This is a genomic window from Rossellomorea marisflavi (assembly GCF_009806575.1).
GTDB lineage: Bacteria > Bacillota > Bacilli > Bacillales > Bacillaceae_B > Rossellomorea > Rossellomorea marisflavi_A.
The window spans coordinates 86,745-103,739 of sequence record NZ_CP047096.1 but is presented as its reverse complement, the minus strand read 5'-3'; the positions used below and the strand labels follow the sequence as shown (position 1 = coordinate 103,739).

The 16,995-nt window shown below is 36.6% G+C and carries 11 protein-coding genes; 7 read left to right on the top strand and 4 right to left on the bottom strand.

Annotation, left to right across the window (positions count from 1 at the left end; all coding sequences use genetic code 11):
• Window positions 1-44 precede the first annotated feature (44 nt).
• From D5E69_RS23155 to D5E69_RS23140, 4 genes are all read right to left on the bottom strand, one after another.
• On the bottom strand, window positions 45-1,715 hold the full coding sequence (locus D5E69_RS23155) for a hypothetical protein (RefSeq protein ID WP_159130497.1): 1,671 nt from the start codon (window positions 1,713-1,715) through the stop codon (window positions 45-47).
• A gap of 1,097 nt (window positions 1,716-2,812) precedes the next feature.
• The gene (locus D5E69_RS23150; RefSeq protein ID WP_159130496.1) at window positions 2,813-3,910 is read right to left on the bottom strand and encodes a hypothetical protein; all 1,098 of its coding nucleotides are present in this window, start codon (window positions 3,908-3,910) and stop codon (window positions 2,813-2,815) included.
• A 356-nt stretch (window positions 3,911-4,266) separates the two neighbouring features.
• On the bottom strand, window positions 4,267-5,604 hold the full coding sequence (locus tag D5E69_RS23145) for an FtsZ/tubulin family protein (protein WP_159130495.1): 1,338 nt from the start codon (window positions 5,602-5,604) through the stop codon (window positions 4,267-4,269).
• 11 nt (window positions 5,605-5,615) lie between these two features.
• Window positions 5,616-5,948 carry a hypothetical protein gene (locus tag D5E69_RS23140; protein ID WP_159130494.1) on the bottom strand — a complete coding sequence of 111 codons (333 nt, stop codon included), beginning with the start codon at window positions 5,946-5,948 and terminating at the stop codon, window positions 5,616-5,618.
• An 862-nt stretch (window positions 5,949-6,810) separates the two neighbouring features.
• Here D5E69_RS23140 and D5E69_RS23135 point away from each other — a divergent pair.
• The 7 genes from D5E69_RS23135 to D5E69_RS23105 all read left to right on the top strand — a co-directional run bounded on the left by D5E69_RS23135 (window position 6,811) and on the right by D5E69_RS23105 (window position 16,970).
• Entirely contained in the window at window positions 6,811-8,094 is a 1,284-nt protein-coding gene (locus D5E69_RS23135; RefSeq protein ID WP_159130493.1) for a replication-relaxation family protein, read from the top strand.
• Window positions 8,084-10,705 (top strand): type IV secretory system conjugative DNA transfer family protein, encoded by a 2,622-nt coding sequence (locus D5E69_RS23130; RefSeq protein ID WP_159130492.1) that lies wholly within the window; start codon window positions 8,084-8,086, stop codon window positions 10,703-10,705. Before D5E69_RS23135 ends, D5E69_RS23130 begins: the two co-directional genes overlap by 11 nt.
• A gap of 736 nt (window positions 10,706-11,441) precedes the next feature.
• Window positions 11,442-12,227, top strand: a complete 786-nt coding sequence (locus D5E69_RS23125) for a hypothetical protein (protein WP_159130491.1) — start codon at window positions 11,442-11,444, stop codon at window positions 12,225-12,227.
• A gap of 284 nt (window positions 12,228-12,511) precedes the next feature.
• A complete protein-coding gene (locus tag D5E69_RS23120) occupies window positions 12,512-13,408 on the top strand; it encodes a hypothetical protein (protein WP_159130490.1) in 897 nt (298 codons plus the stop codon).
• Between the two features lie 11 nt (window positions 13,409-13,419).
• Window positions 13,420-14,406, top strand: coding sequence for a MarR family transcriptional regulator (locus tag D5E69_RS23115; protein ID WP_159130489.1), 987 nt, complete (start codon window positions 13,420-13,422; stop codon window positions 14,404-14,406).
• Between the two features lie 357 nt (window positions 14,407-14,763).
• Window positions 14,764-16,263 carry a hypothetical protein gene (locus tag D5E69_RS23110; RefSeq protein ID WP_159130488.1) on the top strand — a complete coding sequence of 500 codons (1,500 nt, stop codon included), beginning with the start codon at window positions 14,764-14,766 and terminating at the stop codon, window positions 16,261-16,263.
• Window positions 16,260-16,970 carry a CpaB family protein gene (locus D5E69_RS23105; RefSeq protein ID WP_159130487.1) on the top strand — a complete coding sequence of 237 codons (711 nt, stop codon included), beginning with the start codon at window positions 16,260-16,262 and terminating at the stop codon, window positions 16,968-16,970. The genes D5E69_RS23110 and D5E69_RS23105 overlap by 4 nt, the downstream gene beginning before the upstream one ends.
• Window positions 16,971-16,995 lie beyond the last annotated feature (25 nt).

Genomic DNA, 16,995 nt, shown 5'->3' with positions numbered 1-16,995 from the left:
AAGATAGTAAGGTTTTTCTGATTTTTTTCAAAAAAACCTTACTTTTATAGCGTAATTCTAAGAGATTTTAAATGGTAATAAACTTGTGAGATCCTCTTTTGGAAATGCTTACTACCGGTCTTTAACCATTCATCTAATAGGATTGACTCCAATTTCACCTTTCCTAAGTCTAAATGGCTGCCCTGGTGTTTTCCTAAGGAATTCAAGCGTTTAAAAACAGTATGAATTAATGAGCCAACTTCAGTGTTATCAGTAGCAAGAGGTATGAGTTTTGCCAAGGATTCTTCTTGTTTATTATATTCAAGAGGATCTACTTCTAACTTGTATGCCGTTCGTCTAAGAAGGTCTATTCCAGGAATGTTATCTAATTCAACGGAACATCTATAATCCCCTTCAGAGATAGTGGAACGTTGATATGTAGCTTTTAAGGATTTATAACCATGCCTGCAGAAGGCTTTAAATTCGTTTACTTTCAAAGGACTTAAGACATTAAGGAATTCATAAATTCTATCTTCACGCTCAGTAGCTTTCCACCCTCTAATCAGAAGTGTGTAAAGATTTTCATCCCGTAGAATTCGTTTAAATTCAGTTTGTTTTTTAAACCTTAGAGCAGTGCTTATAAAAGCATCTAAGTTGCTTGGGATCCTTTTAAACATCTTGAATTCTGCTGCCAACTCATCTAGTGCGATCTTTACCATGCCTTTAGAGTAAGATTTTAGTCGATACACTAGATTCTTGGCCAGACTTCCGTTAAATTTACCTTTGAGTTCTACGTGGTAAAGCTCACCTACACCTAAGGCTTCTAAATAGTGTTGAATGAATTTGCTTTCCCTCTGGTATCTTTCCTCTATAGCTAGTGGGAAGCGAGCTTCTGTGGTAATGGACCGGTGAGACAGGTAGCTAGGATTGATTTTCAATCCAACTTCGTGGAAACGTTTAAACCTTTTTGTAATTAAAGGCCCATTTCCAGTTGAAGTAAATAAAGGACCTTCGCCAGGAAGGATCTCAACAGAAGTTAATTTTTGAATGACCTGTTTAACCTGGTGATTTTCTTTTTTGTTTAAAAAAGTACGCAGATCTGATGACTGCAAGTGACTTATATAATTTTCTTTGTCTTGATTGAAATAGTAATAACGAGGGGAAGAAGTCATGTTACATTGAACAATGTATCTTAGGTACATTTTCCAATAATCAATGGATTGACGAAGAAACCTTTCCTCAAATATGAAAGGATGAAGAGATATGTATCTTTCTGGTACTGGTGCTGAAGAATCAGACCCTTCTTGTAAAAAGTGATTAATCTTAAGATTATATCTTTTCGTAATAGGATTTTGGCTAATTTTTAATAGCTTTAACTCAGAGAATTTGTGAATACTTAAAACAAACTCCTGGTATGAAAGGAATTTATTATAAAGAGGCTTAATTCGTTGCTCAAACAAGCGGTTATATGTAATTTCATTTATTTCCCCTACTGTATTACACGAAATGAAAAGACTAATGGCAGTAAGGATATCAGATCTTGTGACATGGTAAAGCTTAACGGAAGAACTCCCATGTTGGAATGTTGGAGAATTCTTATAAAATTGATCGTTTTGAAATAGCTGATTCATAAAGGCAGCTGAAACAAGAACCCGGTGAACATTTTCTTTTGAAAATGCCGGATTTAAAGCTTTATTAAGTTGACATTGGGTAACATCGCTTTTTACACTTACCACTTACTAACCCTCCTTGAACTAAGAAGAATCCCTTTGGTATCAATGTACTAATGGGTTTCTCCTCTTCAAGAAAACAAGTTAACAAGGCGGAATTATACTTCGCAGGCCAGAAGTGTCAACAAATTTTGCTGATTTAGGCACAAAAAATAGACGAAGTTTAGACTGCCTAGATCCACGACCCTATCAAGCTATTACTTTAGTATTGAATGTAAGACAAATAACCAATACTAAGTAAGAACCAATGATAAATAAGGTCATTTCAATTTGCTCTAAAACCTCGCCCATACACACTTTTTATATTATATATTCTTTATATCTGTCTGTAGTAAAAACTATTGAATCTTATAGTTTATGATGGTACAATTAACTTAACCAAAAACGTTATTGCCTCTGTGTGTTATTTTTTGGGGGGCGAGGTCTTAGGAAACTTGTTTTCCTAAGCTTTTTTTTTGTTTATTTTTATATTTTTGTAATTTTTTCTCTCTATGTAAGGTTTTACCACTAAATTTGGGTATAAAAAATACAACATCCATGATCCAATCGTTGAAACTATACCATTTGACCTGATGTACACAAAAATGTATACACTGGTGCTAAGTATAGTCATCCCCTAAGGATCACTGCGTGTTTGTTAAACCCACCTTCATGTTAGCACATCAAAAAATGATAACGCAATAGCAAATATAAATTTTCTGTCGATTTCCGTTATTTGAATAAATATTAGTTGCAAAATCAAAAGGAATTTGGTAGATTAAAAGTAACTTAATAAGAATAGACCAAACAACTTCTTGTTGTTTGTTAAACCACAAGAATCCCTTTACCTATGGTAGAGGGATTTCTTGTTTTTATTTTTAGATACAATAAAGCCGCCCAGCGAATTGCTGGGCGGCTTTTTAATATGGGAACCGATCAATTTACTGTAGGAAGCTGATTGCGATGCCTATGGCTATACCAATACCGGCAATTCCTAACATTGTATTATCCAGAAGTATCTGGGTCTTTTCTTTAAGGATTGTAAACATGCAATCATCCCCTTCCAATTTGTTTTTATTATACAACGTAAATTACCATTATTGCAAATCAAATCCATCGGTTTTTTATTGATCCTTTTCATTCAAGTGGGAAAGAAGTGCAGCTGGATTGTTATTCTCAAGCATTCCTCTAATAATGGGATTATTTGTTGAATCGATTAGAAGGGTCCTTTGGCTTTCTACAAATTCATCAAAAGCCTTAAGTTCATTTTCTTTATCAGACCTGTTTTGAAGAAGTAATTCTTTTCTTCCAAGGATCTCTTCCTTTTGCTTTTTAAGTTTATCTAAATCCTGTTCAATTTCTAACATGACTGCACTCTCTTTATGGCTAAGCTCGACTTCCTTAAAGGAGTTATCCTCCTTTTTACTGCCAAACAACCTTCCCCAGAAGCCTTTTTCATCTTGCTGGGAATCAAACGCATTTTTTAAAGACTTATTAATATGCGTGATCCAGTCATTTACTTCCTCTTTTGAATTTACATTCTTGGCCATGGCTCGAAGGCTTTCCTGCATTTCAATCATCTGATTAAGATGATTCATTTCAATTTCCCACTCCGAAACCAAACGCTTGGCTTCTACAAGTTCATACTGTTTCTCTTTACGTTGATCTACTAGTTGATTAAACATAATCATCCTCAAGATCTGATTCTCAGCATCTTGATTGGATTGGTAAGGACCAGGTCCTGGAGTAGCAATTTCATTATTTGAGTAAAAATTGTTAGGTTTAGCCGGTTGGAAGCTTCTAACTTTCTCGGCCATTACACCTACAACTGAGGCAATGTCAGCTGGATTTAACCGAAGTTCTTCTTGAACTGTGAAAATTAGATATAGCTTGTATATACCTATGTAGTCAAGCCTATACAATTTGCCCGTTTGAGTAATACCTACATAATCGCCTAGCCCGTTCCGCTGAATATTGTTTCTAATGTTATAATCTTTTTTCCCTACAATATCCGCAGCTTGAGATATGGAATATAGGTTTTTACGCTTAAGCTGATCAATTATAGCATCGGGTAACAATAAGTCGCTCTTCCCTGCCTCTATTAATAAATGCGACAGAGGATCGTCTTTAAATTTTTCAGCCAATTCATTGTGAATGGTCACTGATTTATCTTCCTGTGATTGATCATCATTATTTATAATGATTCCATCTTCCCTGTCCATTCAATAACCTCCAATCAGATTATTGTTATCTACATACATCTTACTCTTAAAAAACTAGATTTTTCAATAGTTTTGTACAGGGAAAATGAGTCAATCAACAGCTTTGATTTGAACTGATTCATCAAAAATTTGATTTATATATAACTTTATTTAATTATATTTAGCAATATTTATTTATAGAGTGTAATTATTGATTTATCAGGGTTTAAAGATTGAATAATTATCAATAAATGATTTTAAAAGATTAAAAATGATTGCAAGATTGATAAAGTTGATTGATTTAAGTTGATTGGTAAGTCGATTGGTGTAGAAATAAAAAAAAGACCTGGTTGAATATATCATCCAGGTCTTTTGATTTAAAATAAGTTGTCCAAATCATCTAGTGAGGCTTGGGAAGCTGGCTTTTCCTCATCCTCAGAATTTAGGTCGTCTATTGTGAATTTCTTACGCTTAGTAGTAGTTTCACTTGATGAGAAGAAGTTATTAAATTCATCAAGTTCTAAGGCGGAAGCAGCTTGTAATTTTGCTTCTTCCTGCTCTTTTTCTTTCTGTTTCCAGTGTTCAAGTTCCTCTCTTAGCTGCTTAATCCTATTAGACGGTTGAGGATAAACCGTCAACCCATATAGTTGAATGTCTTCAATCTTACTATTGGAGGAGATCGATAGATTGACTTTAGATTGTAGGAGCTCTGACGTGTATTTGTAAACATCGTCTGCAATTCGTGGTGATACTTTCTTAGTGTCTGGATACATAACAGCTACGGCGCCTGCAATTGCATTACTTAATTCATAGTTGGCCAGAACTTCGTTTTCTTTAAAAAGGAAATCGATGATTTTCTCGAGATCTTCATCATCACTTAACCCCTTATGTTTTGAAATACTCAACCAACCTGCTGTTGAGATTGTTGATAGAAACTCAGTTTTATCAAATACCGACCTACCTTGAAGTAAAGGCAATGAAGCTACTTCAGCGACAATACTACTTACCACCATATTGCTGTAAGATTTAGCATCAACTTCAGTACCGGCATATGTTACAAGAGGGCTCTCAGCATAGTAATCTTTCATTTTTTCATTATCAATCACCAATACTGAACCGATCTGATTTTGATTGATCATGCTTTGAAGAACTTGTATTCCAGCGAGAGCATTTTCTCTAAATGCAGAGCCGCGCTCTTCACTGGAAGGAAGTGAGCAAATAACTCCAAGGGGAATTTTGTTTCCAGGTAATGAACGGTTACTTCTGATTTTAGACAGATAGGCAAGAGCTACTTTAAGTGCGCCATTTCCAGTGCCTCCTCCAAGAGATACGCAAACCCAAACAAAATCTGAATTTTGTATTTCATCGGATACAGCTAGTTCTTTGTATGCTTGTTGATTTTCTTTGGCTATTTGGAAGCCTAATTGAGCATTTTTATCTGTACCCTCTAATTCAGGGAAGTCCTGGCTTTTGGTAATTACTCGTCTCTCTTCAGGAATCAATGGAGCATGCTCGTCCATATCTGATTTAGAGGAGTTAACAAGGTATGTAGGAAAACCAAAGCGAGACATTTCAGCAGCAATTCTGCCTCCGCCTTGTCCTAATCCAATTACGGCCTGGGAAGGGTACCGATCAATTTCTCTTTGAACTTCTTTAGAGTTCATGTGAGCGGATAAAATGGCTCTAGTAGCTCCGAGCTTTTCTAAATTTAACATTTAAATCCTCCTTAATTTTCGTGTTGGTTTTTTTCGTTCAAAATTAGATCCACCAATTGTCTGCCTCGTGTGGTGATGAAATATGGTTTCATATTCCCGAGCTCTTTAATCTCAATAAACCCCTGTGCTTCTAGGAAGTTAAATGCTTTTTCATATATGTAACGTTTACTGGAATAATCCTCAATCATCTTGGATTTAATCAGCCCATTATGATTATGTTGACGAGCCACCATTTTGAAGCAGTCTATGGCAAAATCATCTAACTTGGAACGAAGGAAACAAAGTACGTTTTTGTTGTATTGAAGATCGTCTATGCTTCCTATCTTTTCGTTTGTTGCGTCCATTAGGTTCACCACCTTCTAATGATGCATTTAATTGTATCATTGAGGTGAGTGGCTTTCAAGCTTGTAATGATAAGGTTTTTTGAGAATATATACGAGATGTAAACTAATTATATCTTAAAACCCAATATAATGCATCAATTAGATGATGCATATAAAAACGTTGATTTTATAAGGTTTTTATAAATGTTACAATAATTTACAATCTAATGCATCAATTAGATGATGCATGTGTGTTGAAGGTTATTATATCCTTTGTGGATCCAGATATATTTGTTTGAATATGGATGCTGGTTGAGAAGCATTTCTTAAGATTTTCTCTTTAAACCAAAGCAATTCATTGAATAAAACCTAAAGGTTTTATTCAATCTACTTATTTTAGAAATTTCCAGTAGCACATTGAAATATCCTCACCTATTGGAAAAAATTAGTTTGCAGGAAATGCATGGTCAAGAATACTATGTATGTATGTTAGCTTGACTATGTATTTCCGAGTAACAATGTATATCGGCTTTAAACTACTGGTATGACTGGATTCTATTTTTTAGATGAACCCCGACTACATGTATCCAACCCAACTTGTTTTTTAGGGGTTTCACCTCTTTTAAATCATGTAAAATCACAAGTTTATCCTATCAATCAAAATGTATGATTTAAGATTATAGAAAATGATTGGTCCGTTTGAATTTTGATTAAGGTTATCGTTTTATTTATGCATAGTTTAGAATTAATATTCGTTAATCTTTATTAATAGATTATGTTATAATTATTTTGAAATTAATTACTGATGGGAAATCCCCACTGATAGATAGGTTTGTGCCTATCTTTGTCAGTGGGGATTTTTGTATTTTAGGAGGTTTTATGGATGGAGTACAGACTTTTATCAGAAAATAGGAAGGGGATCATTATCAAGGAAGTTGAAATGGATTTATTGAAGATGATTTTCAATCAAAGAATTGTGACCTCTGAACAGATAGGTTATTGGCTTGGTTTAAAATCCAAGAATGAGTTTGCAAATTTAAGAAGAAGGTTAACCAAATTTACAGCTTATAGGTTATTGGTTAGAAATAAGTATCCCTTAGTAGATGGAATATTCTTTTACTATTACCGTATAGGGAGCAAAGGTATTAGCATATTAAAGGAGTTGGGCTTGATCACTCCAGAGGAGAGTAGTTACTCAACATATAAGAGAATTGGACAACCAGCGCATATGGACCACTTACTTGCTACTCAACAAGTGGTAATTCAAGTGGTAAAAGACATGGAGCAAGCCAAAGTTGAATCCCACTACCCTTACGACAGTTTGTTTTTAAGAAACAAGGATGACAACAAACCCTTTTTGGTTCCTGATTGGGTTCTTAGTTGTCAAAAGAAGAATGTTTATATTGAGCTTGATACTGGAACAGAAAGAATGTCTGACATCGAACACAAGATGAGTAGGTATTATGAGTGGGCTAGCATGAATCCTGACCAGGTGCATAATGTCTTTTTTATTTCACTTGATGAAAGTTTTAGGACTACTAAATTTTATGGGGACCGTCGGAGGAGGATTGGAAATCTAAGAAAAGGGATTTTAGATACTGAAGAAGGAAAGAAAGTGCCACAAAATTTAAATGTATACTCTGTAGCACTCAAAAGGGCTTCTAAAATTATTCAAAAGGTACTAAGGGGAGAAATCCCGCTTCAAATAGATAGTAAGAAGCATAGACTTAGAACAGGGCTAGATGTATTAATCGATATGAATAATTGTTTTCCTTACCAGTTTACAGAAGTAGGTGAGGAAGCCTATTATAAGCCATCCGCTCCATCAAGCCTTAGATTGGATTTAATCTATGATGTATTTAGGGAAGGCGTGTATGTTGAAACGGTGGGGATGATGTACTTAGAAGAAGGCTTGGTCTCAACCTTAAGAATTCTTGACTATGCTAACGTACAAGTAGAAGAACGACTAGATCTAAAGAAGCCTATTCACCGTATAATAGGCATTTATGAAACATCCCTAGAATCACAGCATGACGTTTTAGGTATCGAGTACAGTAACCTTTTAATCGCAGATCATGAAACATGGGATAAGGATTATGAATCGCAACCAACATTTTACAAGCAAACTTCAAGTGCCAATATTGTAGAGGTCACTTATGACCATTGATTTGATTAAGAAAAAGCTACCCTTGATATTGGCCACTGTGTCTTTATCTTTGACTGTTTTCGTGTTCATTAAGGCGACAATTAACATATTCTTTATCTTCAAATCATTTATTGATAATCGTATGTATTATTACTCTTTGTTTGGCAATCCGTTTGATCCTAGCTTGGTCGTAATGGTTATACTCATGACATTGTTTATACTTGCCTGGTTATTTTCAACTAGGGTTAAGTTTTTTCAATCTTTTCCATGGAGACTGGTCCAATTCAGTATGCTATTAGGAGCCGTAACATCCTTGTTGTTGTGGAATGTCACAGCAGCAGTATACAAATATGTGGTTCCTTATTTTTTAAACAAGGCAGATATGATTGATTTATCATCTGATAAACTCCAAGAGGTCATGCTGGGCAATACTCAAGCATTATTATTACTGGTCATGGCATTACCCTATATAGCAGTCATACTATTAACTTTGTATATCTCTGGTCTATTTAATCAATATAGGGAAGAGATTATAGAGTCTTTTAAGACGTATGAAGTAACCTCACGATGGCTACAAAAAGTAACTAAATCGGAGAGGGATACTGGTTTACCTGATGTAGTCCTGGGGCCAGACTCAGAAACTAAAGAAGAAGTCATGATACCAGGTAAAGACAGGACTTTGAATACGATGATCATCGGATCCATTGGTACAGGTAAAACTGCTGCCGTTGCAACTCCGATGATCAATCAGGATCTCCATCATTTTGTAAAGTATATAAATGATTTTCAGAAGATGGTTGAGGAAGGAACACTAGAGAAGTTAAAGGGAGATTATCTCAATGGGTTAGTTGTCATTGAGCCTTCCAATGACTTATGCCAGAGTGTTTATCGCTTATGTTTAGCCCATGGGATTCCTGAAGAGGCAATTTACTACGTTGATCCTACTAATGATGAGACACCAGCTATTAATCCATTGCAAGGTCCAGTTGATAAAGTTGCCGAGTCTTTAACAATGGTTGTAGAAGGATTAGGAGAGAATGATAATTTCTTCTTTGCTCAAAGTCAGAGAGCACATTTTAAACAATACATCTATTTGCTAAAACTTCACTCGAAGAATAATGAGGACCCTACTATGGCGGATCTTTATGAAATGTACAATGATGTTCAGCTTGTTCATCTTATGCATTTGAAGTTAAAAAAACGAATTGAAGAAGAAGCACCGCTAGCTAAAACAGATAGGGAAAGGGATTTCTGGTCTGTCGTCCAAGATGTCGACAGGTGGTTCGACGCTACAGTAATACCGGTAAAAGATTTTAAGACGCAACAAATGATGAGGATCGAAAGCGGTAAGTATAAGGGTATGATTGAGTACTATGATAAAAAGGGTGAGTTCATCGAGGGCTTAAAAAACATCCTTACAGATATCTCATCTAACGTTTTACTGAGGAAGGTACTGTTTAGAAAGTCTACATTTGATTTTGATGCTCACTTAAAGTCCGGCGGAATCCTCTTGGTTAATACCGAAAAAGGGGATCTCATGGAGCTTTCCAATGTATTAGGGAAGATGGTTTTATTATCAGTTCAAAATGCTGTATTCAGACGTCAACCCAAGGTAGAACCGTATCATTCTATATACGCTGACGAATTTGCAGACTATATCTACAAACCATTTAAATCTTTCCCTGCCCAGTCTAGGAAATATAAAGCGATTATTCACGTAATTGCTCAAACCATTGCTCAGTTAGCGGATGATTTCGGTGATAAATACATGCATACTGTGTTAACGACATTCCGTAATAAGATCGTCTATAGTGACGTAAGCCAAATGGATGCTGAGACTTTCAGCTTCCTCTTCCACGAAAAAAACAATTATGTGGAGAGTACGACAGAACAATCTGTTTCACCGCTTCAGGAGTCACCTGTCACCAGGATGGGGATGTCTTACCAACAGGAGAAAGATTCAGTAATGTCACCTGCAGATATATTGTCCCTAAAGGCTTTTGAAGCAGCAGCTAAAATCGTGGTCGACAATGAATCGAAACCAGCACGGAGAATCAAAGCAAATTTTGTTCCAGAGATTGAGTTTACAGAGGCAATTGTAAAAGTTAATCCTGAAGCTGCTGCTTTTTGGATTAAAGAGCGAAATAGAATCATAATTGATGAGGATGTAAAGGAAGTTGAAGAGATCACCCCGATTGAAACAGTAGAAGAACAAGAGGAGCGCCTGGAAGAAGAAGCAGCACAAGAAGAAATACTACTCTCAGCAGAAGACGTGGAACATAGCATAAAGCACTTACATGATAAGCAACCGCGAGATACAGTCAGGTTTGATGCTCCTCCACCAGCAAGGTTGAGAAATAGATCTGAGGGAGTTTCATTGGAGGGTGATACTGAAGCAGAAATGCAAGCCAAGTTCGAGGATGAAGAGAAAGAGGATGAGGTTTCAACTGAACAAAATCGTTCGTCAATTGAAAGGAAAGAACTCTTTGATGCAACAGAATTAATCCCCAAGAAGCTTGAAATTAAAAGTAAGAATGATCAAATGGAAGAAGGTAAGAGTTACTCAAAGAGTGCTCCCTCTGATAAGGAAAAGGCTTTGTTTAATGAGTTAGTGGAGTCTATGGAAGAGTAAATCTATAGGATGAGCGTATTTACGCTCATCCTATTTTGATTTTTCCATCTAAATTGACATAAATATTCAAAAAATAGCACGAAAATTAGACAAACCTATTGACGGTTTGTCTAAATGATGGTAAATTATAGAGTGGGGAGGAAATTTCTGCATTGCCCTCTCCAACATTTTCCTGTTACGCCTGGCCGCGTTCAGGTTTATGTGTACTGGTTTTAACTTCTTTGAACAATATATCAAACAGTTGACTGGAAATCAACTGTTTAATGCTTATAGAGCAAAGAAATGAGTACAAGGATGCAGTGCAATACAGTCATTTCCCTTCTCAATACATTGAGAAAGGGGGCAACCATCATGTGCAAAGTTAGCGTACATTGGCGTAATGGTTGTTGGATAGAAGCGTACTTCCGAAAAGATGGTACGCGCGTGGCCCGCCATTGGCGAAGCGGAACTATGGTCAACGACCACTGCCACATCTAAAAGAGATTAGCGGGAATTTAGAGTATGCAAGATCCTAGGTATCACTTGCTATACTTTATCAAACTCGTTTTTCTTCCGAATGATTAGATAGGGAAAACGAGAATATAGTAGAATAGCAAGTATAGTAACTGGTTCCCTATTAGTAGCGGATTAGCAAATGTACTTCCTTTCTATTGTTTTACAGAATACTTAGTGGGCCCGAATGGTTGAATAGGGCTCTTTTTTTGGCGTTATAAATAAGAGAAGAGGATGCGAGTAAATGGAAATTATGATAAAGGAAGCCTGTGATAAAGGGTTTTGGTTATGCCTTGAGCCAAGCGATTGGATCTCATTAATTGCTGTATTTATTGCTATGATCGCAGCTGTAGCATCGTGGGGAACTATAATTTCACAAGAAAGAATTAATAAAAAAAATAAAGAGGCCATAATTGTACCAGGAATTAAACATATTGATACAAGTATAAGCCACATATTATCTGACTGGGATGATGAATCAGATAGTATTATTGGAAAGAAATTCTCTAAAACAACACTGCCTATTTGGAATCATGGTAACTCTCCAGTATTTAATATTCAATATTGCTATTATTTAGAAAATTTTGGAGATATTAAAGCGAATGAAAACAAAATGGGGTTATTTAGTAACTATGAAATTAATTTGGATACCTCAGTTGAAGACTCAAAATCTATTACGGTAAGTTACAATAATATTAATGAGAGGCAAGGGGTTGATACTAGGTATATAAAACCTTTTGTAAGAACGTTAGACGTAATTAAACCTAATGAACGAGCTAATATCCTTCTACCAGATTATTTTATAATTTTGCTTAACGATTTCTTTTTTAACTCATTTTTAACTGATAATAGGACTCCAGTTTTACAATTGAAGATTTTCTATGATGATGTTTACTTAAATACATGGGAGAAGCAATTTAGGATTATACCTGGACCATACAATTTTAAAGGTGAAGAGCTAAATACTAGTTTTGAGTACGAAATCATTCTTGATAAAAAGAAGAGGATTAGAGAACCTAGAAAAATATAATAAAATATAAATAATACAAAGCAAATCATTACTACATTGTAAATTTTAGGTTGCGGAAACTATAGAAATCAATTACAATCGTTTTGTAAACGTCTATAGGTATTGAATTTCTAAAGAGAATATATAAGATGGGACACCCCACGCAGATCAAAGCGAGAATACTCGTTTTGACCATGTGTGGGGTTTTTCGTGTTTTAGGAGGTGGGTTAAACACTCATAAGCCGCTCACCAAATGAATATACGCAAAATAGTCACCACTTGAATTTACCAACCAGGGAGGAATAATGATGGCAACAGTAACTGAAAAATGGTCAGATCATGACTTGGAGCAACTAGCAAAGTATCATCGGGAAGGGACAACTGTACAGGGAATTGTTCAGTCAGTCGGCTTTTTGACAATCCCAGTAGAGGAAGAAGGGAAGATGGTCTCACAGGAAACAGAAGTAGCCATTTTTCGATTGGAGGGCAACGTAAAGGCGTATTGCCCAGCTAAAGAATTTTCAAACAGGAGCTTTAAAACGCTCAATGGGTTTGTAGGGACTAAGCAAAACTTAATCATCACAAGACTGAATCTGCAGCAACAAATGGCCCTCGTGTCTGTAAAAAAAGCAGATGAAAAGAAAAGCGAACAATTTTGGAATACACTTAAATACTTAGACAAGAAGGAAGAACTTGCTGATCAGATCTTTACTGGCGTGGTATATGGGGTTAATGAAAAGTCTGAGACAGTTCACGTTCGTGTAGAAGGTACTGACTGCTTCATGGTTAAGTACGATTGGGATTGGAATAGACAGTCCAATGTATTAGCAGATGTAGAGCGTGGAGAGACTATCCAAGTTGTGGTGAAGAAGTTTGATGAAAAGGAAGGTTTAGTCAGGGTATCACGTAAAGATACAATGGAGGATCCTTTTAAAAAGTTGGAACAAATGAGGGAAATGGAAGTTGTTGTTGGCAGGGTAACCGATGTTCATCATCTTCATGGGATCTTCGTTCAGCTGGAGGAGGGTGTCACTCTTAAGGCTAGCAAACCACGTTACTTGGACGAGCCGATTGTAGGAGACATTGTAGCAGTTAAAGTCAGAGAAATTGATGCAAAGAATCGAAAAGGGAAAGTCGTAATTGTGAACTATCCGCAGGGGCGTAAAAAACGGAAAGATGTAGGCTCTTTCCTTTTTGATTAAGGGAGATCATTATGGCTATTGATGTTACTGGCGTAGAAGATCTAGAACAGGAAGAGGTAGTAAACGAGTCAGCATATTTTCCTTCCCAGGAAGGTGATGTACCATTTTGGGACCACCCCCTTATGTATGGCCATACAAAGCTACCTAAAAATTATTACCCCTATACGACTAAAGCGGAAGTGTTACGAGCCTTTAAACGTAAGCAGATAACTGAAGAGGATTTCACTATTTTAAAAGTTCTCGGTGATGCTGTTGCTGCAAATGAAGATCAGTTAAGAAGGTATTTGAGTTCGAAAATGAGCCGCTCAGCGGTTTCTAAACGTCTTGAAGGACTTCGAAACCATGGATTCGTTGAAAGGTGGCACTGCAGGTTAGAGAATGACGACGAGGAAAAGGTGAGACCACCTGCTCCTTTCACTTTGGGGATAGCCGGCTATAAACTCATGAAACACTTTTATAGCGACTGTGCCTTTATGAATCCCGACTCATGGGATAAAGATAACGGTAAGTCTATCCAGCGCTATGTAGCAATGAATGAGCTGCGATGCTTGTTGGTGGAGAGTAAAGTGGTTAGAGGTTGGCAATGGAATGCTACGATCGGTAACCAGCGAAAGTACCGTTCTCCTTTTGGTGTGGCATATATCGATACTCCAAACACTCCAATCAATTTCTTGATTGAGCGGCCACAAATGTCTCAAAACTTTATTGGATACCTTAGGGATACACTTGCTCAGTGGAAGAATATTTACGAAAACACAGGGGCATTGGAAATTTCCAGAGCCCCTAAGAACACAGCTATCGTCATTTTATATGCGTCCACTATTTCGATGGCTGAGCATATCCATATGAAGCTATCGCTTAATGAGTACCCATTTCAAGTCTGGGTTTGTGTGGAGGAACTATTGGATAAAGGTGGACTTGCCAAATCATTTATGAGACCACTAACGGATGGACAATTAGAGAGGATCAAGCTGCCTTTTCTTGAGCCAAAAGCATGACATTTCGCAGGTAGATAGATGGATGGTTTTTCCGAAAAACACCAATTATAATGTTGACTTTCATTATACGTGAGTGTATGATGAAAATTGTCAAAGCACTCTTTCTAAAGTTTTTTGGAAAGAATGTAGTGCCCAGCATTTGCTGGGCACACCCTTAAAAGAATATTAACTAGATGGGATAAACCCACAAAGTACATGAACAAGAGTAGATCTCTTGATCATTCGTGTATTTTGTGGGTTTTTTCTGTATTCAAACAACTAAATATATCTGTTAAACCTAAATAAAATAATATTTGTTAACCCAAGTTAGAATTTATGAACCTTAATGAAATATCTAAGCTATTGGAGTTGAAAGTAATGAAAAAGGTATTACTCGCCATAGGGGATGAACGCTTAAGCGGAATCTTCCGAAGGGCTCTAACCTCCCACTCAAATGATTTTGAGGTTCTTGATAGCGAGTGCTTCAGAAGTCAGTACCTTGAGGAGTTAATAGATACTAATCGTCCAGACATTCTCCTCCTACATGAAAGCTTACTATTTGCGGAGTATCCAGAGGAAGAGCGTGATGATACCTGGTTAAGGATTATCCAAAGGTACAGAGTAAAGTTTGAAGATACTTTAAGAATTGTGTTTGTGTGTGAAAGGAGTAAAAGAGATCCTTTCCTAAGTCACTTAGTAATAAGATCTGTCTACGATATTTTTAATACCTCATCAATCGATAAAGAGCTGATGGTTGAGCAGTTGAAGGAAAGGCCACTATTTACCAACATCAAACAATTTATCCATGGCATTGAATTTGATGATATTGAGGTGGTCGAAGATGAGCTGGATGATCCGGTTGTAAAAAAGCCCAAGTCAACCGAAAAAGACGAGGGTGAAAGCAAACTTAAAAAGGAAAAGAACAAAGTTCAAAAGCAAGTTGTTCAAAAGGTCATTAACAAGAACATTATAAAACGTGATATAAACATTCAGCTTAATAGCCAAGTGGAGAAGCTTGTCGGCATCCCTATTGAAAAAAAGATCATCATGATTGCAAGTCCATTCAAACGAAGTGGTAGTACCTTTATTGCTCATATGTTGGCCAGGCAGCTTGCTAACATGGGAATTAGCGTAAGTTTTGTAGAAAGTCCCTATTCATACGCTTATACCTATGATCGTTTTATAGGGCATGAAAAGATCTCTAACTTTCGTAGCAAGTTCTATCAATTCAGCTCTAAAGATGAATTTAAGCTCCCTGGACCAAATGAATGGGATTTAGAAGGTATCAACATGGTAAGTAAACACCCATCTAATGAACCCATTTATAGTCAGGATGAAATCCCCTTTGATATGTATGTCAAAGTGCTTCTCTCCCTTCAATCGACTGTAACTATTGTAGATGCAGGTACGGACTGGAATCTAGAGGTTCATAAAAATGTCCATGACATTGCTACAAAGACTTACTTTGTAGTTGAACCTGACTTTTCGCTCATGCAGTACATAGAAGAGTCTAAAGAAGAACACATTCTTGACTATAGGGCACTCATCGAAGAGAAAAAGACGGAGCTCATTGCTAACCGCTTTGAAGATTCTCTAAAAACCAACGAGGTCGTGGAGCAAGTTTTTCAAAAGAATCTCAAAGCTTGTGTACCGGTTTTCCCTGTAACCGAAGTATTTGATGCCCAGTACAAAGGACTTTTTCTCAATGATGTACCTAGCGTCCAACCGCTTGTAGAAGAGGCTCTACGACCGATTATCGAAGATATTCTTCCAGAAGAGTTTATAAAAAAGCAAAAAGGAAAGATTAGCCGGTTCATGGGCATGTTCAATAAACGATTAACCATAAATAAAAACCAAAAGGAGATGAATCCTCAGTGAAACCAGGAGTAAAAATTGTATTGGGCATATCATTATCTGTTCTTACTATGAGCTTTGTAGTGATGTATGACCTATACATAAAAGAAAGAATTGATTCAGAGGAAGTAGTGGTTGTGAAAGCAGGCCAAGAAATCAAAAAGAATGAAAGAATTACTCGAAGCATGATTGCGGTCGAGAGAAGGTCAAAGCAGAGTATCATCAGTGATGCAATTCCTGCAAGCGAGTTTGGAACATTGCTGACCAAGACAGCTGGGCAAACAATTGTTGGGAATTCGATGATTTCAAAAAAGATGATTGATTACGATCTTTTGATTCCTGACCCTGATAGTGGAGAAGCTATACGTCCAATTACAGATGAAATGATTTACTCCCAGCCCGGCTCACTCCGTCGTAAGGATCGGATTGATATCTACTTAGTTAAAAAGAAAGAAGAAAGCGGCAATGTAAATGTAGCTTCTTCGAAAGATGGCAAAAAGAACAGCAACTTAGTACAAGACCCAATCCTCACGGGAATCAGAGTTGTTTATGTGAAAGACGACAGTAACAAAGAAGTCATTAATGGAACTCCAGATAAAGAAAAAGACGATCGATTAAATGCAAGCGGAAAAATTTCAGCATTAGAAGTGATTTTGAATGAGGAAGACTTCCAGAAACTAATGGATAAGGTAGTAAACGAAGATTACCTCTTATACATCACCTATAACTGATGGGATAGGAAAGGAGAATAATCAA